This window comes from Sphingopyxis sp. (assembly GCF_965227415.1).
Lineage (GTDB): Bacteria > Pseudomonadota > Alphaproteobacteria > Sphingomonadales > Sphingomonadaceae > Sphingopyxis.
In genome coordinates this window covers 1411281-1435154 of the sequence record NZ_OZ245749.1, presented here as the reverse complement: position 1 = coordinate 1435154, position 23874 = coordinate 1411281, and the positions used below count along the sequence as shown (strand labels likewise).

At 65.3% G+C, this 23874-nt stretch carries 24 protein-coding genes; 12 read left to right on the top strand and 12 right to left on the bottom strand.

Features of this window, described 5'->3' with window-relative positions; genetic code table 11:
- The first annotated feature begins 15 nt into the window (after nucleotides 1-15).
- The 9 genes from ACO055_RS07060 (at nucleotide 16) to ACO055_RS07020 (ending at nucleotide 7875) form a co-directional block, all read left to right on the top strand.
- Complete coding sequence (locus ACO055_RS07060) at nucleotides 16-1176, top strand: CaiB/BaiF CoA transferase family protein (RefSeq protein ID WP_422061878.1); 1161 nt, start codon at nucleotides 16-18, stop codon at nucleotides 1174-1176.
- Nucleotides 1177-1310: 134 nt separating this feature from the next.
- The gene (locus ACO055_RS07055) at nucleotides 1311-2075 is read left to right on the top strand and encodes an SDR family NAD(P)-dependent oxidoreductase (protein WP_422061877.1); all 765 of its coding nucleotides are present in this window, start codon (nucleotides 1311-1313) and stop codon (nucleotides 2073-2075) included.
- 10 nt (nucleotides 2076-2085) lie between these two features.
- Nucleotides 2086-2733 (top strand): glutathione S-transferase family protein, encoded by a 648-nt coding sequence (locus ACO055_RS07050; protein ID WP_422061876.1) that lies wholly within the window; start codon nucleotides 2086-2088, stop codon nucleotides 2731-2733.
- A complete protein-coding gene (locus ACO055_RS07045; RefSeq protein WP_422061875.1) occupies nucleotides 2730-3710 on the top strand; it encodes a thiamine pyrophosphate-dependent dehydrogenase E1 component subunit alpha in 981 nt (326 codons plus the stop codon). Before ACO055_RS07050 ends, ACO055_RS07045 begins: the two co-directional genes overlap by 4 nt.
- On the top strand, nucleotides 3707-4699 hold the full coding sequence (locus ACO055_RS07040) for an alpha-ketoacid dehydrogenase subunit beta (protein WP_422061874.1): 993 nt from the start codon (nucleotides 3707-3709) through the stop codon (nucleotides 4697-4699). The genes ACO055_RS07045 and ACO055_RS07040 overlap by 4 nt, the downstream gene beginning before the upstream one ends.
- A 4-nt stretch (nucleotides 4700-4703) precedes the next feature.
- On the top strand, nucleotides 4704-4934 hold the full coding sequence (locus ACO055_RS07035; RefSeq protein ID WP_422061873.1) for a biotin/lipoyl-containing protein: 231 nt from the start codon (nucleotides 4704-4706) through the stop codon (nucleotides 4932-4934).
- Nucleotides 4931-5323, top strand: coding sequence for a nuclear transport factor 2 family protein (locus tag ACO055_RS07030; RefSeq protein WP_422061872.1), 393 nt, complete (start codon nucleotides 4931-4933; stop codon nucleotides 5321-5323). The genes ACO055_RS07035 and ACO055_RS07030 overlap by 4 nt, the downstream gene beginning before the upstream one ends.
- A 3-nt stretch (nucleotides 5324-5326) precedes the next feature.
- Entirely contained in the window at nucleotides 5327-6976 is a 1650-nt protein-coding gene (locus tag ACO055_RS07025) for an FAD-dependent oxidoreductase (RefSeq protein WP_422061871.1), read from the top strand.
- A complete protein-coding gene (locus tag ACO055_RS07020) occupies nucleotides 6973-7875 on the top strand; it encodes an SDR family oxidoreductase (RefSeq protein WP_422061870.1) in 903 nt (300 codons plus the stop codon). The genes ACO055_RS07025 and ACO055_RS07020 overlap by 4 nt, the downstream gene beginning before the upstream one ends.
- A 1-nt stretch (nucleotide 7876) precedes the next feature.
- On the opposite strand, the gene ACO055_RS07015 is transcribed toward ACO055_RS07020, so the two are convergent.
- The 3 genes from ACO055_RS07015 to ACO055_RS07005 are packed head-to-tail and all read right to left on the bottom strand — an operon-like array spanning nucleotide 7877 to nucleotide 11347.
- The gene (locus ACO055_RS07015; RefSeq protein WP_422061869.1) at nucleotides 7877-8674 is read right to left on the bottom strand and encodes a sugar phosphate isomerase/epimerase family protein; all 798 of its coding nucleotides are present in this window, start codon (nucleotides 8672-8674) and stop codon (nucleotides 7877-7879) included.
- Nucleotides 8674-10101 carry an aromatic ring-hydroxylating oxygenase subunit alpha gene (locus ACO055_RS07010; RefSeq protein WP_422061868.1) on the bottom strand — a complete coding sequence of 476 codons (1428 nt, stop codon included), beginning with the start codon at nucleotides 10099-10101 and terminating at the stop codon, nucleotides 8674-8676. Before ACO055_RS07010 ends, ACO055_RS07015 begins: the two co-directional genes overlap by 1 nt.
- Before the next feature lie 16 nt (nucleotides 10102-10117).
- Nucleotides 10118-11347: an aromatic ring-hydroxylating oxygenase subunit alpha gene (locus ACO055_RS07005; RefSeq protein WP_422061867.1), complete on the bottom strand. Its 1230-nt coding sequence runs from the start codon at nucleotides 11345-11347 to the stop codon at nucleotides 10118-10120.
- Nucleotides 11348-11447: 100 nt separating this feature from the next.
- Between ACO055_RS07005 and ACO055_RS07000 the strand changes: the two genes are divergently transcribed.
- Nucleotides 11448-11984 (top strand): VOC family protein, encoded by a 537-nt coding sequence (locus tag ACO055_RS07000; RefSeq protein WP_422061866.1) that lies wholly within the window; start codon nucleotides 11448-11450, stop codon nucleotides 11982-11984.
- Between the two features lie 33 nt (nucleotides 11985-12017).
- Here the strand turns inward: ACO055_RS07000 and ACO055_RS06995 are convergent, their stop codons facing one another.
- The 9 genes from ACO055_RS06995 to ACO055_RS06955 all read right to left on the bottom strand — a co-directional run bounded on the left by ACO055_RS06995 (nucleotide 12018) and on the right by ACO055_RS06955 (nucleotide 21934).
- On the bottom strand, nucleotides 12018-12836 hold the full coding sequence (locus tag ACO055_RS06995) for a helix-turn-helix transcriptional regulator (protein WP_422061865.1): 819 nt from the start codon (nucleotides 12834-12836) through the stop codon (nucleotides 12018-12020).
- Nucleotides 12837-12880: 44 nt separating this feature from the next.
- Entirely contained in the window at nucleotides 12881-14089 is a 1209-nt protein-coding gene (locus ACO055_RS06990; RefSeq protein ID WP_422061864.1) for an acyl-CoA dehydrogenase family protein, read from the bottom strand.
- Nucleotides 14090-14096: 7 nt separating this feature from the next.
- Complete coding sequence (locus ACO055_RS06985) at nucleotides 14097-15245, bottom strand: thiolase family protein (protein WP_422061863.1); 1149 nt, start codon at nucleotides 15243-15245, stop codon at nucleotides 14097-14099.
- Nucleotides 15242-15634 carry a Zn-ribbon domain-containing OB-fold protein gene (locus tag ACO055_RS06980; protein ID WP_422061862.1) on the bottom strand — a complete coding sequence of 131 codons (393 nt, stop codon included), beginning with the start codon at nucleotides 15632-15634 and terminating at the stop codon, nucleotides 15242-15244. Before ACO055_RS06980 ends, ACO055_RS06985 begins: the two co-directional genes overlap by 4 nt.
- Nucleotides 15631-16692 (bottom strand): acyl-CoA dehydrogenase family protein, encoded by a 1062-nt coding sequence (locus tag ACO055_RS06975; protein WP_422061861.1) that lies wholly within the window; start codon nucleotides 16690-16692, stop codon nucleotides 15631-15633. Before ACO055_RS06975 ends, ACO055_RS06980 begins: the two co-directional genes overlap by 4 nt.
- A complete protein-coding gene (locus ACO055_RS06970; protein ID WP_422061860.1) occupies nucleotides 16689-17936 on the bottom strand; it encodes a cytochrome P450 in 1248 nt (415 codons plus the stop codon). The genes ACO055_RS06975 and ACO055_RS06970 overlap by 4 nt, the downstream gene beginning before the upstream one ends.
- Before the next feature lie 75 nt (nucleotides 17937-18011).
- Complete coding sequence (locus tag ACO055_RS06965) at nucleotides 18012-18788, bottom strand: ThuA domain-containing protein (protein ID WP_422061859.1); 777 nt, start codon at nucleotides 18786-18788, stop codon at nucleotides 18012-18014.
- Nucleotides 18785-19801 (bottom strand): NADP-dependent oxidoreductase, encoded by a 1017-nt coding sequence (locus ACO055_RS06960; protein ID WP_422061858.1) that lies wholly within the window; start codon nucleotides 19799-19801, stop codon nucleotides 18785-18787. The genes ACO055_RS06965 and ACO055_RS06960 overlap by 4 nt, the downstream gene beginning before the upstream one ends.
- 9 nt (nucleotides 19802-19810) lie before the next feature.
- Complete coding sequence (locus tag ACO055_RS06955) at nucleotides 19811-21934, bottom strand: molybdopterin-containing oxidoreductase family protein (protein WP_422061857.1); 2124 nt, start codon at nucleotides 21932-21934, stop codon at nucleotides 19811-19813.
- A gap of 118 nt (nucleotides 21935-22052) precedes the next feature.
- On the opposite strand from ACO055_RS06955, the gene ACO055_RS06950 reads away from it, so the two are divergent.
- The gene (locus ACO055_RS06950) at nucleotides 22053-23051 is read left to right on the top strand and encodes an NADP-dependent oxidoreductase (RefSeq protein ID WP_422061856.1); all 999 of its coding nucleotides are present in this window, start codon (nucleotides 22053-22055) and stop codon (nucleotides 23049-23051) included.
- A gap of 10 nt (nucleotides 23052-23061) precedes the next feature.
- On the top strand, nucleotides 23062-23871 hold the full coding sequence (locus tag ACO055_RS06945; protein WP_422061855.1) for an SDR family NAD(P)-dependent oxidoreductase: 810 nt from the start codon (nucleotides 23062-23064) through the stop codon (nucleotides 23869-23871).
- Nucleotides 23872-23874 lie beyond the last annotated feature (3 nt).

The window sequence follows — 23874 nt, the reverse complement described above, 5'->3', positions numbered from 1 at the left end:
GGGGACCAGATCCATATGAATCCACAAGAAAATGGCGGACAGGCGCCGATCGCGAAAATCCGGATATTGGAGTTTTCGGGGCTGGGGCCAACTCCATTCGGCGCGATGCTGCTGGCCGACCTGGGCGCCGAGGTGTTGCGGATCGAGCGCTATGGCGCCGCGCGCCCGCTCGGCGGCGACCCGCAATATGATTTTCTGTACCGAAACCGCCCGTCGGTCGCGATCGACCTGAAGTCGCCCGACGGCTTGGCGCTCGTGCGCGATCTCGCGACACGGGCCGATGTCGTCATCGAAGGCTATCGACCGGGAACGATGGAGCGCCTCGGCCTTGGACCCGAAGCGCTTTGCGACGCGAACGAAAGGCTGATCTACGCGCGCATGAGCGGGTGGGGGCAGACCGGACCGTTGGCGTCGCGGGCAGGGCACGACATCAACTATCTTGCCCTGGCCGGGGCGCTGCATCCGATCGGGCCAAGCGGTGCCCCGCCGGTCCCGCCGGTCAATCTGGTCGGCAATTTCGGCGGCGGCGGAACATTCCTTGCGATGGGCGTCCTCGCGGCGCTGGTCGAGCGGCAGCGGTCGGGACGGGGGCAGGTTCTCGATGTCGCGATGGTCGATGGAATTTCGGTCTTGCTGACTCAGATGGCGGGCTGGATGCAGATGGGCCTGTGGAACAGCGGGCGCGGCGGCAACCTTCTGGATGGCAGTGCCTATTTCTATCGCTGCTACGAAACCGCCGACGCGCGGTACATGGCAGTGGGCGCGCTCGAGCGCGAGTTTCACGACGCCTTTCTGGTGGGGCTCGGCCTCGATCCCTCCGATTTCGACGATTATCTCAATCCGGCCGTCTGGTCGGCTCGCGCCAGCGAGATCGAACAACTCTTCCGGACGCGCACGCAAAGCGACTGGTGCGGCATTTTCGACGAACGCGACGCCTGCGTGTCCCCGGTCCTGACGTTTCGCGAGGCGGCGGAACACCCAGCGAACCGCGCACGTCATGTCCACGCGCATTCGGGTCCGTCGCTGCAGCCATCGCCGGCGCCGCGCTTCGGACGGTCGCAGAACCGGCAACCCGATCCCGTCGTGTCCAAACCCGACATTCACGACAGCTTGCAGAACTGGTCGGTGGCGGCCGAAGAAATCCGCCGCCTCGAGCAAAAGGGTGTCGTCCTTTAGGGGCATTACCACCGACAAGGCGGAAATGTGACGCCCGAGCATATTTCCGGGCCTGTGCCGCTCCCATTTTTGCTGATGTTCCGCCGTCGGTGCGCGCGATACTGTCCTCTTCAAAATCACAAGAGGAGGATGCGATGGATCTGGGTCTTCAGGGCAAGAAAGTCATCATGAACGGCGGCGCGCACGGCCTGGGGCTGGCGTCGCTCAAGATTTTCGCGGCCGAGGGCGCCGATGTCGCCTTCTTCTCGCGCGATGCCGAAAAGGTCGCGACGGCGGTCGCGGCGATCGACGCTGCGGGGCCAGGCAAGGTTCATGGCGAGCAGTTCGACATGACCGGCAATCCCGACGGCTATCGCGAATGGCTGGGCAATGCGCGCGATGCGCTCGGCGGATGCGACATCTTCATCCACACGGCCAGCTCGTCGGGGCAGGGCGCTACCGGCGACTGGCAGCGCGGGCTGGACATGGACGTGATGGGCGCGGTCCATGGGGTCGAGGTGCTGACCGACGCGCTCGCCGCATCAGGGTCGGGATCGATCATTTTCATGTCGTCGACCGCAGCGGTCGAGACCTTCATTGTCCCGCAGGCATTCAATGCTCTGAAGGCCGCGCTGATCACCTATGGCTCGCAATTGAGCCAGGCGCTCGCGGCGCAGAATATCCGCGTCAACATCGTTTCGCCGGGTGCGATCTATTATCCCGGCGGCAATTGGGAAGTCATCAAGTCCGCCGTCCCCGCGCTCTATGATGCAACGCTGGCGCAGATGCCGATGGGTCGTTTCGGCGAGGCCGAGGAAGTCGCGAAGGGCATCGTGTTCATGGCCTCGCCCGCCTGTCCCTATATGACCGGCGCGCATCTCGTCATCGACGGCGGCTTCACCAAGCGCGTCCAGTTCTAGGCCGCGCGAAATGAAACTTTATCAATCGATCGGTCCCAATCCGCGCGTGGTGCTGATGTACCTTGCTGAGTCCGGAGTGCGCGTCGAACGGCAGTTCGTCGACATCATGGCGGCCGAGAACCGGCAGCCGGAGTTTTGCGCGAAGAGCCCGCTCGGCCACACGCCGCTGCTGGAACTCGACGATGGCGGCTGCATCGCCGAAAGCATCGCGATCTGCGAATATTTCGACGAGACAGCCGCGGGCCATGCGCTGCTCGGCGCGACCGCAGAGGAACGCGCGAGGACGCGGATGTTCGTGCGGATCGTCGACCAGCTCGTCGTGGTGCCGATGACAGCGGGCTTTCGCGGGGCAGAGGGGCTGCCGATGTTCCAGAGCCGGATGCTCTGCCTGCCCGATGCAGCGGCCGATCTGAAGCGTCTGGCCGCCGACGGGCTGGTAAAGGTCGACAACATGATCGGCGCGGGGCCGTGGGCACTCGGCGCGCGCTTCAGCCTTGCCGACGTCCTGCTCTATTCCTTCGTCGAATTCGGCGCGATGGTCGGGCAGCCGCTCGATCCCGCGCTGACGCATCTCGCCGCCTGGCGTGACCGCGTTGCCGCCCGTTCCAGCGCTACCGCGAGCGCCAACCCCCAACAGGGCATCGGAGAATCTGCATGACCGAGACGACGATCGATCGCGACACGCTGCGCGACATCTACACCCGCACGATGCGGGTGGCGCGTGCCGACGAGAAATTCCGCTCGCTGTTGATGACCGGAAAGCTGGCGGTGATTTATTACACCGTGCGCGGACAGGAGTTGGTGTCGGCGGCGGCAATGGCGGCGCTCAACCAGGACGATTATCTGGTCACCACCTATCGCGGTCAGCATGACCAGATCGCCAAGGGCGTGCCGCTGAATCCCTTGTTTGCCGAAATTGCGGGCAAGGTCGGCGGCACCTGCCGCGGCAAGGGCGGGTCGATGCATATCACGCACCCCGAAACCGGCGTGATGGTAACCACCGGCGTGGTCGGATCGGGGTTGCCGATCGCCAACGGCCTCGCGCTCGCGTCACAGAACCGCGGCGACGGCAAGGTGACGATGGTCTGTTTCGGCGACGGCGCGACCAACATCGGCGCGTTCCACGAAGCGATGAACATGGCGCAGCTGTGGAAGCTGCCCGTGATCTTCCTCTGCCAGAACAACCGCTACGGCGAGCACACCGCCTTTGCCGACCATACCAAGGTCGACTCGATCGTGACCCGCGCCAAGGCCTATGGGATGGCGGGCGTGAAGCTCGACGGCAATGACGCCATCGCGATGTACAACACCACCAAGGCGGCGGTCGATCGCGCGCGGGCGGGCGAGGGGCCGACGCTGATCGAGGCGATGTGCTATCGCATGATGGGCCATTTCTTTGGTGCCGACTTTTCGTACATGCCGCCCGAGCATCTGGCCGAAATGGCGGCGGAGGACCCGCTGCCGCGTCTGCGCCAGCTGATGCTCGACCACCAGTTCACCGAGGCCGAACTCGACGCCATTGTTGCCGACCTCGACGCGCAGATGGACGCGGCGGCCGAATTCGCCGCGAGCAGCCCGCTGCCGGGGCCGGAGGAGATCCGCAAGGATGTCTTCGAAGAGGAGATCGCGGCATGAGCGCGCAAATCACGATGACGCAGGCGATCAACCGCGCGATCGACGAAGCGATGGCCGAGGATGAGGGCGTGATCCTGCTGGGCGAGGATGTCGCCGCGAAACAGGGGGGCGGGGTGTTCAAAATCTCGGCCGGGCTCACCGAGAAATATGGCGAGAACCGTGTTCGCGCGACGCCGATTTCGGAACAGGCGATCGTCGGTGCCTGCGTCGGCGCAGCTCTCGCGGGCTTTCGCCCGATCGCCGAGATCATGCTGATGAACTTCGTCACCGTGGCGATGGACCAGATCGTCAATCATGCGGCGAAGCTGCGCTTCATGTCGGGGGGACAGACGAACGTGCCGCTGGTGATCCGCACCACGACTGGCGTCGGCGTCGGCTTCGGCGGTCAGCACTCCGACATGCTCGAAGCCTGGTTCGCGCATGTCGCGGGTCTGAAAGTCGTGACCCCGTCGAATGCCGCCGACGCCCAGGGGCTGATGCGCGCGGCGATCGCGTGCAACGACCCGGTGATCTTTATCGAGAATATCCTCTGCTACGGCCTGAAATCGGACGATCCGGGGCCGGGGCATATCGTCCCGCTGGGCAAGGCGGCGGTGACGCTCGAAGGGTCCGACTGTTCGATCATTACCTATGGCCGCACCGTGCTCGACGCGCTGGAAATCGCCGAGCGGCTGGCCGGCGAGGGGATTTCGGTCGAGGTCATCGATCTGCGGACGATCGCGCCTTATGACGAGGCGACGGTGACCGCATCGGTCGAAAAGACGGGCCGCGCGGTCGTGCTGCACGAGGCAGTGAAGCAATATGGCACCGGCGCGGAGATCGCCTCGCGTCTCAACGAGAAACTGTTCGGCAAGCTCAAAGCCCCGGTGACGCGCATCGGCGGCGCTTTCTCTGCCGTGCCGATGGCGAATGCGCTCGAACAGGCGTGGATCCCGAACAAGGATGCGATCGCCGATGCGGTGCGCGCCGCGATGAACTGGAAAGGCTAGGGCGATGGCGGAGGAACTGCGCATCCCGAAGATCGGCATGTCTGCGACCGAAATGACGCTCAACGAATGGATGTTCGGCGATGGCGAGCGCGTCGAGGTCGGCGACATCATCTACACCGTCGAAACCGACAAGACGACGGTCGAGATCGAAGCGCAAGTCGCGGGCACGATCCACCCGACGGGGGTCGAGGGCGAAGTCTATCCGGTCGGCGCGCTGGTCGGGACGATCGAATGACGCCGCTCGAAGCCAGCAAGGCGATGTACGCCGCGGTTGCGCGGGGCGAGTGGGGGGTTGTTGCCGACTTTATGGCCGATGATCTCGTCATCCATGAACCCGCGTCGCTGCCCTATGGCGGCGAATGGCGCGGGCGCGATGCGCTGCAGAAACTCTACGCGCATGTCATGACCTTCTGGGAAGATCCCGTCGTCAAGTGGCAGGAGCTGGTTGGCGGCGAAAAATATGCCGTGGCGCTGCTCCACTTCACCGTCACCGCGAAATCGAGCGGAAAGCGTTTCGAAACGCATATCGCCGAGGTCACCGAGTTCGACGACGCCGGCAAGATGGCGTCGATGCGCATCCATTATTTCGACACGGCCGACATGGTCGCGCAATTGAAGGCATAAAAGATGAGAGAAGCCCCGCACGTCATCGTCCTCGGGACCGGCGGCGCGGGGTTTACCGCCGCGATTGCAGCACACGAAGCCGGCGCACGCGTCTCGCTGTTCGAAAAGGGCGATCAGGTCGGCGGCACCACCGCCTGGTCGGGCGGGATGATCTGGATCCCGACCAATCACCACGAGGCGGGGCTGGGCGTCGAGGACAGCCGCGACAAGGCGCTGACGTACCTCATGTCGATGTCGCACGGGTTGATGCAGCAGCATCTGGTCGAGGCGTTTCTCGATCATGGGCCCGAGATGGTCGCTTTCCTGGAGGCAAAGACGCCGGTCCAGTTTCGGCCGATCCCCGAGTTTCCCGATTATCACGCGGAGTTTCCGGGCGGGATGCCGAACGGCGGACGCTCGCTCGACTGCCCGCTCTACTCCTTTCACGAACTGGGCGAGTGGGCCGCGAAGGTGACGCTGTCGCCCTATTATCCGATGCCTTATTTCTCGATCTACGACACCCCGCTGGGGCAGGCCAAGCCGCAACCGCTGTCGCCCGAAGAGTTGCAGCGGCGGATCGACGGCGATCTGCGCGGTAGTGGACAGGCGCTGGTGGGGCGATTGCTGCGGGCTTGCCTCGATCGCGGGATCGAACCGCAGACGGGGCATCGTGCGGTGCGGTTGATGATGGACGACGGCCGCGTCGCGGGCGCCGTGTTCGAAACGGCCGATGGCGAGATCGAGGTGGCAGCCGATGCGGTGGTGCTCGCGACCGGCGGGTTCGAATGGGATGCCGACCTGCTCCGCGCTTTCATCCGCGGGCCGCTGACGCACCCGCTCAGCCCGAAAACGAACACCGGCGACGGGCTGAAGATGGCGATGCGCGTCGGCGCGATGCTTGGCAATATGCGCGAGGCGTGGTGGATGCCGGTCGCCGAGGTGCCGGAGAGCGAGAGCGCGACCGGCAAGACGCTCGTCGCGGGTCAGCGCAGCCTGCCGCATTCTATCATGGTCAATCGCGCGGGGCGGCGCTTCACCAACGAGGCGGCGAATTACAACGCGATCGGCGCGGCCTTCCACGACCAGGACGTCAGCGCGTTCGACTATGCCAACCTGCCGTGCTGGCTGATCTTCGACCAGCAATATATCGACCGCTTCGGCTTTGGCATGATCAGCGGCGAGCGCGGGGTGGCCCCGCCGCAGTGGGCGATGCGCGCCGAAAGCCTGCCCGACCTCGCCAAGCGGCTGGGTATCGACCCCGATGCCCTGGATGCAACCGTCGAACGCTTCAACGCGCACTGTGCTACCGGACGCGATCCGGATTTCGGGCGCGGCGATGCGGCGCACGACCAATGGTGGGGCGATCCCGACGGGCGCGGCTCGACCGCGGCGACGCTCGGCCCGATCGGCCAGGGGCCCTTCTTCGCGGTCGAGATCAAGAGCGGCGCGCTGGGGACGAAGGGCGGGCCGCAGACTGATGTCGATGCGCGGGTGCTCAGCGTCGACGGCGGCGCGATTCCGGGCCTCTATGCCGCGGGCAACGTCATGGCCTCGACGATGGGCATGACCTATGGTGGTCCCGGCGGGACGATCGCGCCGGGGATGGTATTCGGCTTCCTTGCCGGACATCATGCCGCGACCGTGTCGGCGAAGCAGCTGGAGGGCGCGGCGTGAAGAAGATACTCGTCCTCGGCGCGCCGGCCGATCAGGGCATTCCGCTGCTCTCCGCGCTCAAGGCCAGGGGCCTCGAACCCACCGCAGGGGTGCGGCGACCGGGGGCGATGGCGGCGACGTCGCACCCCGACGTGCCCGAAGTCGCGGCCGACCTTTATGATGTCGCAAGCCTGACCGCCGCCTTTCGCGGACACGACGCGCTCGCGATGCACCTGCCGTTCGAATTCGACCGCGAACGGGCCGCGGCGATGGGACGCAATATCGCGGAAGCCGCGCACGCGGCAGGGCTGGGCAAGATCGTCTTCAACACCAGCTGCTTCGTCGCCGATCATGACCTCGACCTCTCGGCGCATGACGGGCGGCGCGACATCGAGGGCGCGATCCACGACAGCGGCGTGCCCTATGTCATCATCGAACCGATGGTGTTCATGGACAATATCACCCGGATCTGGTCGCGCCCGGCGATCGTGAACAGCGGTGTGTTCGCCTATCCGGCCGCCGAAACGCTGAAGATCAACTGGATCTGCCTGGAGGATGTGGCGGCCTATATGGTCGCGGCGCTGATGCACGAGGATCTGATTGCCGACCGGATCGCGGTGGGCGGACCCGAGGGGCTGGTGGGGGCAGAGGTTGCCGAGCGGCTGAGCGTCGCTGCAGGCCGCCCGGTGCGTTTCCAGAGCCTCAGCCCCGACGAATTCGCAGCGCGGATGAGCGAACTGGTGACCGGATCGCGCGATGTCCAGCCGTTCAGCATCTATGACGGGATGGCGAAATTCTATCGCTGGTATAACGATCAGCCGGTGTCCCCGGTCGCGCTCGATGCGGTGCCGGCGGCGCGGCTGCTCGGGGTGACCCCGACGCCCTTCGCCGAATGGGCGGCGCGGCAGGACTGGACCTGATCTAGCGCTCGAACCAGCGCCGCGTTGCGGCCAGCAAGGCACGGGCGCGGTTAGCTGCGTCAGGATAATCGGCGCGGAGCGCGGCGCTGCGCAGTTCGACGCTGAGCGGCGTGGCGGGCGGCAGTGCGGCGAGCAGCTCCGCCAGCGGCAAGGCGCCGTCGCCGGGCATCAATCGCAGGTCGAGCGCTTCGTGAATGATCGCGCCGACGTCGCTCGGCGGCGGGCCGTGCGCGGGCGCGTCGCAAAACTGCGCATAGGGGAAGCGGCGCGGCGCGACGGCGGCGAGCATGGCGGGCGTTCCCCCGGTCCTGGCCAGATGCAGCGGATCGATCAGCAGGCCGAGATTGTCGCAGTCGGCGGCATCGAGCAGCGCCAGCGCGCGCTCCAGACTGCCGACGGTCGTGAATGCGGCGAATTCCAGGCAGGCGCGCAGTCCCGCCGCGGCGGCGTGGTTGCCAAGCCGGTGGAGTTTGTCGGCGGCGCGGCGCGGATCGTCTTCGGAGCTGACGATCAGGACATTCTGCGCGCCAATCGCTGCGCCGGCGTCGATCGCCGCGAAATGCGCCGGATCGTCGTCGCCTGGTTTCAGCCAGATCACTTCGATGTCGAGGATGGCGACGCCCGCATCGGCCGCGCGGTCGCGGACTTCGATCGTCGTTGCGGCGGTCCATGTCGCCGGATCATACCAAATGCCGGTCGCGGGCCAGCCGCCGTCGATGGCCGCCGCCACGGTCTGTTCGGGCGAAAATTCGGGCAGCACCCCTGCCGCAAGCGACAGCAGGGGCGCGGTGTGCGCCATCAGCCGGGCAGCTCACCGCTCATATATTTGCTCAGCGTGCGGTGGAAATGCCGGATGCGGCTTTCCTGATAATGGCCGAGTTCGATGACGCCATTGGGTGAGGATTTCATGCCCTCCTGCACAAAGGGCAGGTTTTCCATGTCCTGGTCGAACACACCGGCGAGCGCGGCGCCGATCAGATGGCTGGCGTTCGCAAAGGGCTGGTCGTCGGGGATCAGGTACATCGGCGCCGACTTGGGGGGCTTTTCGCCCTTCGGCGTGCGCATCAGGATGCGGACCTCCATCAGGCAATGGTCGGTGTCGCCCCACGGGCGCCAGCGATAGACGATGTTCGGCACCAACCCGCCCCATGGCGACCAGTTGGGGAAAACATTGTAGGTGAAATTGTCGAGCATTTCGCTGTCGGTCGCGTCCGAATAATCACGCCCGTTCATCGCACCAAAGGCATCGCGGTTCGCCTGCGCCAGCACCTTGCGCGCGAGCATCGGGTCGTCGGCATCGAAACCTTTCAGGTCGGTCGGATCGCCGGTCGCGCGGCGGGCGCGGCTGTCGCCCGAACCGATGAAATCCTCCAGCGATTTCAGGACGTAGAACTGGTCCTTGCCCTTGATGTGCGGCGACATCGCGCCGGCGGGTGTGATCGCCCGATTGAGGAAGTCGCCATAAAGGTCGTAGCGCGTGTTCGCGTCGGCGGTGAAGCCCAGGATCTGCGGGTGGGTGACGATGCTGTGCCACGCCTCCATGAACGCCTCGGCGACCGCTTTCCAGTTGGCGGGAATGACGCGGCCGACCCACGCACCGGTATAGCATTCGTCGAGCCGCCAATTGTCATAATGTTCGACGCCGGGGCCGACCCATTCGCGGAAGCTGGGCAGATCGTGGTTCTCGGTCACGAGAAGGAAGCCCTGCCAGCTTTCGACCTTCAGCTCGGGAAGGCTCATGTCCTTGTCGTCGAGATGCTTGAAGTCCCACGCGCACGGCGCTTCCTTGAAGCGGCCGTCGTGGTGCCAGGCGAACCCGTGGAAGGGACAGCGCAGGTGGACTGCCGGTCCGCTCTCAGTGCGCAGCTTGCGGCCGCGGTGGAGACAGACATTATAGAAGGCTTTGACCGACAGGTCCTTTTGCCGGACGAGCAATATGCTCTTTTCGTTGATGTCATAGACAACGGTATCGCCGGGGTTGGGCATATCCTCTTCACGCGCGGCATATTGCCAGATGTTCGGCCACATCTTCTCGCGCTCGAGCCGCGCCCAATCGTCGCTGACATAGCGTTCGATCGGGATCGGTTCGTCGCCGAGTTCCTGGTTCGATTCGGCGAACAGATAGTCGGGGACGCGCCGCGTATCGGCCTTCAGCATGTCGGTATAGCTGGTGCCCGGACAGCGGTCGTCGCGGTCTGGCGCCTGGGGAGGACTAAGGTCGTTCATCGGTACCTCCGAAAGGTCAGGCGATCTGGTCGAGCGGCATGCCGCACGCGGCTGCGATCGAGCGGTGGACGCCGTGCAGCGCCGGCTCGTTCGCGCCGAGTACGACGTGGAAGTCGGCGGGCGCGGTCATCAGGTTCGCATAGCCGTTGCTCGCGACCCGATAATCCTCGGTCTGCACGACGGTTGCGGTCATGTCATAGGCCATCTCGCACATCTTGCGATGCTCGTCGCTTTCGACGCCGAACGGCGCATAGACTGCGAACTGGCAGAACATCTTGCCCGCGCCATCGGGGAACAGGCGGAAGAGCTGGGTGAAATAGACCCCGGGGGTCACTGCGCCGAAGAAGACAACGGTGTTCGGGAACAGGAAATGCACCCCGCCATATTCGGTTTCGGGCCAATCGCTCTCGTCCTTGCCGACGAGTGCACCGATCGAAAGGTCGGGGAAGCTGACACGGTGGTGGCGGCCGATCGGTTCATAGACGTTGCGATCGCTGTAATGCGTGCCGCCGATCGTCGAGGCGTGCAGCATCTTGAAATGATAGCTCTCGCCATAGGTGTCGAGCGCGAACTTCCAGTTGGAATCGGCGGTGAGAATGCCCTTCTTCACCGGCTCGGCGCGGTGAAGTTCGAGCTGTGCGAGCACCGGGCCGAAGTCGCCAAGATGCGCCTCGGCATCGATCGGCTCGCCATCGGGGTTCGCGCGCACGAAGATCAGGCCGAGATGTTCGGCACACGGCAGTTCGATCAGGTTGCGCGCGCCGATCTCGCAATTGGCAAAGCCTTCCTTGCCCGGCTGGCCGACGAGCTGGCCGGCAGGATCGAAGGTCCAGGCGTGAAAGGGGCAAACCAGACGCGGCCGCGGACCGCTCCACGGTTCGGTCTCCTCGACCAGCTTCGCGCCGCGATGCGTGCACATATTGAGGAAGGCGCGTGCGACCCCGTCCTTGCCGCGCGTGACGAGGATCGATGGGCCGACCGAGTCGAAGACGAGCGTGTCGCCCGTCTTGGGAATATCGCCCGACAGCCCGGCGACGATCGGCTCGTTCCGGAAGATATGCTCCATCTCGGCGGCATTGCGGGCTTCGCCGATGTAGATGCTCTTGTGCAGCGGCAGCGGCCCTTCCGCGCAATCGGTGCGGTTCTCGGCGACGATGGCGACCAGCTTGCGCAGTCCCGTGCGCGCGTTGCGTTTACGGATCGCGAACCAGTCCTGCGGCGCGATCTTCGGATCGGACTCGGCCATGACTCTCCTCACATTTTGCCCAGTATGACTCCGGGATTGGATGAGCTTATCGCACAAAGCCCAGCGCTTGTGCGCTAACGCTTTTGAGGGGGAGAGACAGATGACCGGACCCGGATCGCTCGCATCGCTCGGCAACATCATGCAGATGGCCTATGTGCCGTCGGATTTCGACGCGGCGTTGAAGCACTGGACCGAAGTGGTCGGTGCCGGCCCCTTTTTCCTGCTTCCCAATGTGTCGCTTCCCGGCGGCCGCTATCGCGGCGAAGTCAGCGACCCGGTGTTCACGATGGCGCTCGGCTATTGGGGCGACATGCAGATCGAGCTGATCCGGCCCGAGAATGATGCGACGTCGCTCTATCGCGGCGAATATGGCGTCGCCGACCGGCTCCACCATGTCTGCATCCTCGTCGAATCGATCGCCGATGCGCGGGCCAGCTGCCTGGCGGCGGGCGCGGAGATTGTCTTTGAGGCGCCGGTCGGCGACACGGGCGGGGTCATCTACGCCGATCCCGGCACCGGACCGGGAAATCTGATCGAGCTGCTCGAACCGCAGGCGGGCACGCGCGAGCTGTTCGCGATGATGCGGGACGCTGCGAAAAACTGGGACGGGAGTGAGCCTCTGCGGTCGCTGGGCTGATGCTCCCCTCCCGATCGCGGGAGGGGAAAGCCTTCAGCTATTCGCACCCAGATAGCCCAGCTGCCCGGCCTTGAAGATCGTCTGCGCGCGGTTGACCGAGTTCAGCTTTTCGCCGGCGCGGTGGACATGATAGCGCACCGTCGCGTGGCTCAGCGAGATGATCATCCCGATCTCGCGGTCGGTCTTGCCGATCGCCGCCCAGCGCAGGCATTCGACCTCGCGCTTCGACAGCTCGCAATCCGAAGGGATCCGCCGTTTCGTCCGCATCGCCGAGGCATAGCCCGCAATGAAGCGCCGCGTTGCGAGCGCCAGCGTGTCACCGATCGACCCGAACAGGTCCGACAGATCGGTGATCTCGGGGTTCGACGGCTGGAAGCTGTTCGCCGAAATCTGCCCGAACGGCAGGTGCACGGGAACGACGATCGCCGCCTTGTACCGCTCGTGCGCCGAAAAATAACGCGAGAGGTCGATATCGTCGAGATAGGGATTGGGCTGTGCGGTGCGAAACCCGTCGCTGTTGCACCAGAAGGGCTCGCTCTCGTACCGGCACGAGCGGGGCAGCGGCGAATGCAGCGCCAGCCTGTGATCCTCCCACCAGCGCTCGCCATCGCCGAGCCAGCCGAACAGGTCCGCGGCGAGCACAGCGCCGTCGGCATCGACCATCGTTTCCTTCGATGCGATATCGTCGCACAGCGCGACGCGCAGCCCGAATGCCGCCGCATAATCGCGCAGCAGCACGGCTGCATCGTGGATATCCTCCACGTTGCGGATCGTGACCGCATCGACGAGCGTCCTGGCATCCATTGGGGGCGCAAACCCGTCGACCGGCAGTTTTTCTGCCTGTTCTCCCATGAGCGGGACTATTTCACACTGGTCGGCAAGTCGCAATGCATGTGTCATAAGCGGAGCACCGTCTTTGCTATGATGTTTTTCTGAACTTCGCTCGAACCGCCGAAGACGGTCCAGGCACGGCTGTTGAGATAGCGCGCGGCGGCGACTTGTGCGTCCTCGTCGCCGATCGGGGGCGTGGCTTCATTGCCATAGAGCGGACGGATGGTCGGCAGTTGCAGGCCGTCGTAACCGTGCAGGTCCATCGCGAGTCCGTCGATCCGCTGATGGATTTCGGACGAGAGAAGTTTGACGAGCGACGTCTGCGGCCCCGCCGGGCGGCCCTTCGCGATGTCTGCCAGGATGCGCAGTTCGGTCGTCTCGAGCGCTTCGGCCTCGAGCCGCAGCTTCGCGATCCGCGTCGCGATCTGAATGTCGCCACCGAGCGATCCGTTATAGCCGCTGGGGGCGATGCCTGCGAGCTGTTCGATATGGTCGATCGCGCGGATCAGCCGCGGCGCGTGGAACGACCCGCCGCGTTCGTTTTCGAGCAGGAATTTGGCGATCGTCCACCCCTGGCCCTCTTCGCCGATGCGGTTGTCGACCGACGTACGCGCGGCGTCGAGAAAGACCTGGTTGACCTCATGATCGCCCGCCATGGTGATGATCGGGGTCACGGTGACGCCGGGCTGGTCCATCGGCACCAACACGAAGCTGATCCCAGCCTGCTTCTTGACCTCGCTGTCGGTGCGAACCAGGCAGAAGATCCAGTTCGCGTGATGGGCGTGGGTGGTCCATATCTTCGACCCGTCGACGACATATTCGTTGCCGTCACGCCGCGCGCGGGTGCGCAGCGAGGCGAGGTCGGACCCGCTTTGCGGTTCGGAATAGCCCTGGCACCAGTAATCGGTTCCGGCGCGGATCGCGGGAAGGAAGCGATCCTTCTGCTCCTGCGTGCCAAAGGCGCAGATGACCGGACCGACGAGCCTGAGGCCGAGCACCGACAGCGAAGGGGCGCCGGCGATCGCGCATTCCTTTTCGAAGATATAGCGCTGCATCGGTGTCCAGCCGGTGCCGCCGCAATCCTCGGGCCAGTGATAGGCGACCCAGCCCTTGTCATTCAGGATGCGGTGCCAGACCAGGCCGATGTCGGGCTCGACGAAGACGCCGGGCGTGCGTTTGGCGCCGTCGCGGACATAGTCGGGCAGCGAGGTGCGAAGGAAGTCGCGCACCTCCTCGCGGAAATTCAGTTCATCTTGGGTAAGGTCGAGATCCATAAATCCGCTAGCGTTCGAGGATCGCCACGGCCGAAAGGCCGGGCGCGCCATAGACATGACTATACCCCACTTTGGGGTCGTTCGGTACCTGCCGCTCGCCGCCGCGACCGCGCAATTGTACCGTATTTTCGTAAACTTGGCGCAGGCCGGAGGCGCCGATCGGCTCGCCGCAGGCAAGGCAGCCGCCGTCGGTGTTGACTGGCAGTTTGCCGCCGATCTCGCTCCAGCCCTCGGCAAACCATTGTTCCTGATCGCCGTCCGCGCAGAAGCCGTTTTCGGCCATGTGCATAATCTCGGCGCCCGACTCGGTGTCCTGCAGTTGCGCGACCGAAACATCCTCCGGGCCGATGCCCGCCATTTCGAACGCGGCGCGGCTGGCGACCTGGGTAGGCTTGCCGCCGCCGTTGACGCTGACCGACGGCGCGAACACCTCGAACGAACCTTCGGGCCGGGTCCGGAACGCGACGCTGGCGATGCGCACCGGATCGGACCCCAGCTCGCGCACCTTCTTGGCGCTTGCCAGGACCAGCGCGACCGCGCCCTCGGCGGGCGAGCAGAACATATATTTGGTCAGCGGATCATTGACCATCGGCGCGTTCAATATCGTGTCGAGATCGACCGGCGAACGACGCCAGGCATGATCGCAGAGCGTGCCGTTGCGAAAGGCCTTTTCGGCGACGAGCCCCAAGGTGCGGCGGCTGATGCCGTGCAGCGCCATGTACCGCTGGATCTTCAGCGCGAAGAATTGCGTCGTCAGCATCATGCCGGTTTCGCCATACCATTCGGGCAGGCCGTAATCGGATGGCTTGGCGTTGAATGCCCCGCGCGGATGCTTGTCGAACCCGACCGCGAGCGCGATGTCGCATGCGCCTGCGGCAATGGCGTTGCGCGCTGCGGTGAGCGCGCTGCCGCCGGTCGCGCAGCCGTTGGCGACGTTGATGAAGGGCACGCTGGTCAGCCCGAGTTCGTTGACCATGATGTCGGCCGATCCCGCCGCCGCCGAACCGCCATAAGCGAATTCCACGTCAGGCCATTCGATGCCAGCGTCGGCGAGTGCCTCGCGCACCGCGAACACGCCTTGGTCGCGTCCCGACCGACCGTCGGTTCGGCCAAAGGGATGGATGCCCGCGCCGATGATGTAGACGTCGTCGTTCATGGCTGGCGCTCCGGGCGAAAGGCATAGGTCGACCGCGCATCGTCGAAGGGAACCACCGCAAATTCCATCGGCATCCCGATGACGAGGTCGGCGGGTGCGGCGTCGACGATGCGCGTCTCGACGATCACCTCGCCGGGCAGTTCGACATAGCCGATGAGGAAAGGTTGAAAGGGCTGCGGGCCGCTATAGGGCTCCTTCGGCTCGAACCCCTGCGTCGTCCACGACCAGAGCGTGCCCTTGCGCGACAACGCAACCGGCTCGACCAGCGCTGCGGCGTCGCCCGACGGCACGGGAAAGATGATCTCGCCGTCGGCGCGGCGCGCGCCGATCAGCCGGGGTTCGGCCTCGTCGGTCCACAGGCCCGGCGCGACGGGGGCGAGCGCGCTCATGCCGCCCTCGCAAAGGTACGCAGGCAATGATCCTGGTCGCCGAACAATTTGTCGAGCAGCATCACACGCTTCAGCGCGTGGCCGATGGCGAGTTCGTCGGTCTGGCCCATGCCGCCATGCATCTGCACCGCCTCGAGCCCGATCTTCGTCGCCGCTTCGCCGACGAAGGCCTTGGCGCCCGCGGCGATCCGCGGCCAGTTGGCATCGTCGGTCGTCGGGTCGAGCATCGCGGTCCGCAGCACCATCGAGCGCGCCTGTTCGAGCGCGGCATAGCATTCCACCAGGCGGTGCTGGAGCGCCTGGAAGCTGCCGATCGCGGCGCCGAACTGCTGACGCTCGCCGACATAGGCGAGCGTGTCGTCGAACATCGTCTGCGCGAGGCCCAGCATTTCGGCGGCAGCGAGCAGGCGGACATCGCCGATCACGCGATCGAATTTTGCTGCGGGCAAGTCGAAGATTTCGGCCGCGGCGCGATGCAGGTCGATCGTTGCGGCGCTCGATCCGTCGATGACCGGATAGTCCTGCCGCACGACGCCCGCGGCGCTTTTGTCGATCTTGGCCAGCTTATCACCCGCGACCGTGATCAGCACTGTGTCGGCCAGCGGCGCCCCGAGTACCAATGTCTTGGCGCCGGCGACATGACCGCCGTCGGCCTTGGTTCCGACGGCCTCGGTTTCATAGCGGCGGGCGGGTTCGGCGAAAGCGACCGCCACGAATCGCGCTCCGACGGTCAGGTCGGCGACGAGTGCCGCGTCGCCCGCTGCGGCTGAGATCCGGATCGGCAACACTCCATTTTCTAGCCAGGGGTCGATGGCAAGGCCTTTGCCGAGCGCTTCCGCGACGAGCGCGAGGTCGACCATCGTCCCGCCGATGCCGCCCATCGTTTGCGGAGCAGCGAGCGCGAGCAGGCCGAGGTCTGCGATCTCCTGCCAGCGCGCGCGCGAATAGCCCCCGTCGCTTTTGCGCATGGCGTGCCGCGCGGCGATGTCGATCGGGCCGAGAAAGCGGCCGATCGTGTCGCGCACGAGAACCTGGTCTTCGTCGAGGTCGAAGTTCATGTGCGCCGCCGGAAATGGATCGGCAAACTGGTGAGCCCGCGCAGCAGCATGTTCGGCGGCCAACTCGGCGTGTGCCCCTCGGCGACGCGGAATTCCGTCAGCCGCCGCAGCAATTCGGTATAGGCGACCGCCATTTCCTTGCGGCTCAGCATATTGCCGACGCACATATGGATGCCCTTCCCGAACGCCAGGTGGCTGCGCGCGTTGGCGCGTTCCATGTCGAAACGGTCGGGGTCGGGAAATCTGGCGGGATCGCGGTTCGCCGCCGCATACCGCAACTGGACCATCGCGCCCTTCGGGATCTTAACGCCGCCAAGCTCGGCATCCTTCAGCACCATGCGCCACATGCCGGCAGTGGGACTCTCGGTTCGCAGCACTTCCTCGACAAGGTTGAGGATCGCGCGGTCATTGCCTTCGTCGACCGCAGCGACCGCCTTCGCCATCTGGTCGGGGTTCTCGATCAGCTGGAGAAGCCCGCCCGCGAGCGCCGAAGTCGTGGTCTCGTTTCCTGCCACCATCAGCTGCTGCATGATCGACAGGATTTCGGCGTCCTCGAGCGGCCGTTCGCCATCGACTTCGGCATACACGAGGTCGGAGAGCAGGTCTTCGGTCCGCTCGGCGCGGCGCTCGTCGATCTTCGCCTTCACGAAATGCTGGAATTCGACGACCTCGCGCGCGCATTCCAGCTCGCGGTCCTTGGGGATCATGCGGCCAAGCCGATCGACGAAGGCGTCCGACCAGCGCTTCACCTTGTCGAGGTCGTCGCCCGTCATCCCGATCTGGCTCGCGATCATCGCCACGGGAAGGGGAATACCGAAATCGCGGACAAAATCGGCGTCGCCCTTTTCCGCCATCTTGTCGATCAGCCCGGTAACGACGCCGCGCATGTCCTCTTCGATCGCGGCAACGCGCTTCATCGAGAAGGCAAGGTTGACCAGCTTGCGAAAGCGCGTGTGGGTCGGCGGGTCGGCGGTGAGCAGCGTGTCGACCTGCGGCCAGCCATCGGCCAGGATCGCGGCGACATCGCCATCCTCTGCCATCGCGCCCGACAAGGTGCCCTGGAAATTGTTCGAGAAGGTCTCGACGTCCCCGGTCGCTTGCGAACACAGATCATAGGAGAGGACGAGGAACATCCCGTCCGACAATTGCACGACGGGGCTCTTCGGCATCCAGGCGCGATAATAGTCGAACGGGTCCGCAATGACCTGCGGCTCGAAAAAACTGCCTGCGGCGATATCGTTCACGCGCCTCTTCCCTCGATCTTCTCTTTATACGCGCAACTATATGCTCCCGCTCCGGCGGCGCGATGCACTATTTCGTTAGGCCGCAGCGACGTGCGCAAGCGCATTGGCGAGCAATCGGCGGATATGCGGATCGGCATAGGCCGCCGGTCCGTCGCCGGGCTGCAGGTAGACGAGGCGGCCCGCGCCGACGGGCTTTTCCCACGCGATCCCGTCGCTTTCGGGGCGGTGATCCCAGCCGTCATTGCTGAACATCCGCCCCGCGACCGCCTGCGCCGCCGAATAGAAATTGTCGCGGACAAAGGCGTGATCGGCGCGGAGCAGCGGCTTGGCGGCGCCCCAGACCGGCGCCAGATAAAGCTCGTCGCAGAGCGGGAAACGCGGCGGAAGGCCGGCCGTCACCGGATGATCCGGATCGAGTACGACGGCGTCGTAGCGCACGTCGTGGCGATAGCCCGAGTCGAGATGCGCTTCGCCATGCGCTTCGCCGGGATCATACAGAAAGCGCCCGCCGACCATCTCGGCCCATTCGGGCCATTCGGCCCAGCCGGCGATTGCATGATGCATCGCGACCGCGCCGCCGCCGCGCGCGAAATAGCCGGCGATCGCGCGGCGATAGGTGAAGGAGGGCGGCCGCGTCGCGGCCTTGCCGTCGCCGAAGCTGTAGCCGGGCATGTCATAGAACAGAATCGCGTCGGCGTCGTTCGCGGCGCCCTCGGCGACGGCGGCTTCGGCCTCGGGATGGATCAGGTGCGTGACCGTCCAGCCGTCGAAGCTTGCAAGCAGGTCGGCGAAGGGTTCGGCTTCATAAGGATGGCCGCCCGACAGCACGAGAAGGCGGCGCGTTCCCCTCATGCGATCTTCAGGATCATCTTGCCCTGGTTGCTCCCGGCGAAGAGCCGCATGAAGGCATCGAAGCTGTTTTCGATCCCCTCGTCGACATGCTCGTCGGCCACCATCTTGCCCTGTTGCAGCCATGCCGCCATCGCCGCACCGCCTTCGGCAAAGCGCGGGATGTAATCGGCGACCAGCAACCCGCGGATCGACGCGCGATGGACGATGAGTTGCCATATGTTGCGCGCGCCGACCTTTTCGACGCTGTTATATTCGCTGATCAGGCCGCACAGTCCGATGCGCGCGCCGTGGCGGAGATTGTTGAGGCCGGCGTCGAGGATGTCGCCGCCGACATTCTCGAAGATGATGTCGACGCCGTCGGGTGCTTCGGCGCGGATCGCGTCCGTGAGCGCCTGGACGTCCTTGCCGCGATAGTCGATCGCCGCGTCGAAACCGTACCGCTCGACCAGCCTTGCGCATTTTTCGCCGCCGCCGGCGATGCCGATGACCTTGCTCGCGCCCTTGATCTTAGCGATCTGGCCGACGAGCGAGCCGACTGCACCCGCGGCGCCGGTGACGAGGACGACGTCGCCGTCCTTTGGCTCGCACACGTCGATATAGCCGAAATAAGCGGTCATCCCGACCGCGCCGAGAACCGACAGATAGTTGGTGACCGATGGCACCAGCGTGGCATCGATCGGCTGGGTGAAGCCGCCGAGCGTGCCGATCGAATAATCCTCGATCCCGTTGAGCCCCATCACCCATTGGCCGGGCGCGAAGCCGTCGGCCTTGCTCGCCTCGACGATGCCGATCGTCGACGCTCGCACGGGGTCGCCCAGCGGGATGGGCGGCATATAGCTCGGCGCATCATCCATCCAGCCGCGGATTGCGGGGTCGAGCGACGCATAATGGTTGCGGATCAGGAATTGCCCGTCGGCGAGCTCGGGCGTCGGTTCGGTAACGAGCAAGAAATCCGCCTGCACAGGTTCGCCATTGGGGCGGCGGGTCAGCAGGAAGCGGCGATTATCAGGCATAGGGGCTCCTCAAGCCGGGACGATGGAAACCGGAATCGCGCTTTGCAGCGACTGGCCGGTGATCGGGTCATAGGCGACGCTCTCGCTGACCAGACGATTGGTCGAGGCGCCATGCTCATGGACGCCGTCGGGGCCGATGTCGGGACCGCCGAAGGCATGCGCCATCGACACGACGCCGGGGCGCATATTCTCCGCCGCGCGCGCGACGGCGACGACTTCGCCGACGGCCGAACGGATGCGGACGGTATCGCCGTCGGCGCAGGGAACGCGCGCGAGATCGTCGGGATGCAGGAAGGCGGGGTTGGTCGTGCGCTTGGCGCGCAGCGCGGGCAGATTCTGCCCCGTCGAGTTGAAGCGGTGGCGGCTGCGGCGTGACACCATCCGCCAGGGGAAATCGGGGGTCGGCTGGACGGCGTCGGCATAGGCGATCAGCTCGTCTGGCATTGTGCCCGCCGTCAGGTCGAAACGGCCCGGTGCGTCGGGATCGCCCGCCTCGACGACGGGATGCAGATCGGCATAGATCACTGCCTTGCCATCGACGGTATCCGCGCGCACGACACTCGGCGCGACCGAGCAGCCCGCGACCATCAGGTCGAGAAACGCCTCTTTGGTCGGCCGCTCGTCCATCGGGCATGCGCCGCCCGCGAGCGGCATGCCGGAACCGATGCGGTGCGCGAGTTCCCAGAGCATTTCCCACTCCTCGAGCAGCCCTTCGGGCGCCTCGATCATCGCCTCGGTATAGCGAGCATAGGGGATTTCGTACCACCATTCGCTGAGGTTGCTGATGTCCTCTCGCTCGAGGCACATCTTGGGCGCTAGGATATAGTCGGCGCGTTTGGCGGTCGCTGAGTCGGCGTTGACGTCGATGCAGACGAGCAGGTCGAGCCCGTCGATCGCGCGCGTCATCTTGTCCTGATCGGGGAAGGCGACGACCGGGTTGCCGCCGATCACGATCAGCGCGCGCACCTGACCTTCGCCCGGCGTCAGCATCTCGTCGGCAAGGACATTGCATGGCATTTCCATGCCCAGATGGGTCAGGCCGCGGATGCGCGAGGCAGGGAACCCCTCGCCATAGAGCGCCATCGGCGGCGCGACCTGAGCGCGGCGCGGCGTGACGGGGGTGAAGACGCGCGGGATCGAGCTTTTTTCGCCCTCGCGGCAGAAGCGTCCGCAGATGATGTTGAGCGACGAGACGAGATATTGGGTGAGTGTGCCGTTGCCCGCCATTTCGGGGCCGGTGCCGGTCGAGACGACACCCCTGGTGCCGCCCGCGAACATCCGCGCTGCGGCGACGAGCTGGCCTTCCTCGACTCCTGCACGCGCGGCGGCGACATCGGGGGTGAAGCCCGCGACCGCGCGCTGCAGTTCGTCGAGGCCATCGACATAGCGCTGGACGAACGCCTTGTCGTACAGGCCCTCGGACAGGATGACGTTGATGATCCCCGCAAGCAGCGCGGGGTCTTCGCCCGGTCGGACGGGCAGGTGGATATGCGCGAGCGCTGCGACGTCGCTCTGGCGCGGGTCCGCGACGATCAGCTTGAGCCCGCCTTCGAGCGCGTCGCGCAGGCGGCGCGAGGGTGAGAAGGGCGGCAGCCCGCCCGGCGGGCCGTAATGCGAAACGATCGGGTTGTTGCCGATGAAGAAAGCGACATCGGCCTCGGCGAACGTGTGCATTCCGCCCATCCAGTTGCCGTAGCGCATCGTCGTATAGACTTTCGCAGGCTGGTCGAGCGTCACCGAGGTGTAGATGTTGCGCGTGCCGAGCCCCTGCGCAAAAGACATTGCGCTGCCGACCCCGGCGCTGTTCTGAAAGGCATAGGTGCCGCCATAGACCGCAACGGCGTGCGGGCCATATTCGGCGACGATGGCCGACAGTTTTCCGCCGATCTCGTCGAGCGCGGCGTCCATCGCGATATCCTCGAACGCGCCGTCGACGCGCTTTTGCGACACCGTCAGCCGCTGCGGGCCGTTGTGCGCCTCGGCGAGCTGGCGACCCTTGATGCAGGTATAACCGCCGAACACGGGATCGTCGGGGTCGCCCTGCACCTTGGTCACGCGGCCCTCGTCGACGGTGACGAGCATCGCGCAATTGGCGTGACAGAAGCGACAGAAACTGCGGCGTACCTCAGGCATCATCTCTCTCCCTGATCGCACCCTAGGCCGGTGCAGCCGTCAATCGACTGGCACTTTTGGCGGTGGTTGCCTTGTCCGCGCGGGCGCAATTTCGGCGCAGAAAAAGGGGAGAGTATCGATGCCGACATCGCGCCAATGGCTGCTGAACGGACATCCGCGCGGGCGCGGGATAGAAGACGGCGATTTCCAGCTCGTCGAAACCGAGGTCGGCGCGTCGGGTGCGGGCGAGTTGCTTCTCAAGACGCTCTACCTCGGCTTCGACCCGGCGCAGAAAGGCTGGATGGAAAATATCGCCGACTATGTCGCGCCGATGGCGATCGGCGATGTGATGCGCGGCAGCGGGATCAGCGAAGTCGTCGAAAGCAACCATCCGGGTTTCGCGGTCGGCGACCTTGTCATGGGATCGACCGGCTGGACCGAATGGCATCGATCGACCGGCGAAGGACTGGTAAAGATCGACACGAAATTGCCCCCGACTGCGATGCTGTCGGTGCTCGGGACGACGGGGGTCACCGCCTATTGCGGATTGTTCAAGGTCGGGCGGCCTGTCGCGGGCGACACGGTGCTCGTGTCGGGCGCGGCGGGGGCGACTGGGTCGGTCGTGGGCCAGCTCGCCAAGATCGCGGGGTGCCGCGCGGTCGGCATCGCGGGCGGCGAGGACAAGTGTCGCTGGCTCGTCGAAGAAGCGGGATACGACGCCGCGATCGACTATAAGGCGGGCGATGTCCGGCGTCAGATCAAGGAGCATTGCCCCGGCGGCGTCAACGTCGTCTTCGACAATGTCGGCGGCGCCATCCTCAACGACATGCTCGGCGAGATCGCGACCGGTGCGCGCATCGCGGTGTGCGGCGGGATCAGCCGGTACGAGATGGGAACGCTGCCTGCGGGGCCGCAGAATTATTTTAACCTGATCTTCCGCCGCGGCTCGATGGCGGGCTTCATCGTGCTCGACTGGGCGAGCGAGTTTCCCGAGATCCGCCGCCGCCTCGAAAGCTTCGTCCTCGACGGCCGGCTCAATTATCGCGAGGATGTGCAAAGCGGGTTCGAGAATGCACCCGACACGTTGAAACGCCTGTTCAGCGGCCAGAACCGCGGCAAGCAATTGTTGAAGCTCTGAGGAGAGGCATATGAGCAGGCTGGCAGGCAAGCGCGCCGTCATCATCGGCGCGGCATCGACGGGCAACATGGCGCAGGTCACCGCGCGACTGTTCGCGCGCGAAGGCGCGACGGTAATGGTCGCGGGCCGCAAGCAGGAACCGCTTGAGACGCTCGCGGCCGAGATCGGGGGCCATGCCGCGCTGTGCGACATCACCGACAAGGCGTCGGTCTTTGCGCTCGCCGATGCGTCGAAAGCCAAGATGGGCGGCGTCGATATCGCGATGAACGCGAGCGGCTGGGGGCTGCTCAAGCCGCTGCTCGACGTGACCGAAGACGAGCTTGCAAGCATCGTCGCGCTGCAGTTCACCGGCGTGCATCATTTCCTGCAAGCCTTTGTCGGCGCGATGCTGGCGAATGATCCGACCGGCGGCTCGATCATTCAGATTTCGTCGGCGACCACGCGCTCGCCGATCAGCAATCATGCGGCCTATATCGGTACCAAGACGGGGTCAGAGGCGCTGATCCGCTGCGTCGCCAATGATTTCGGCGGCGCGGGCATCAGGGCCAATATCGTATCGCCAGCCTTCACCGAATCGCCAATGACCGAGGGCGCGTTCGCGACGCCGGGGCTCGTCGATGCCTTTCTGCCGCGCTATCCGCTCGGGCGGCTCAACACCTCGCAGGATGTCGCCAACGCGTGCCTGTGGCTCGCCAGCGACGAGGCGTTCGTGACGGGCGAGAATCTGCAGCCGAACGGCGGGCTCGCGCTGCGCGGCAACCCGCAGGAAGCCGATATTGCGGCGGCCGTCGGCGCGGCGATGGCGAAGTTTCAGGCCTGAAAT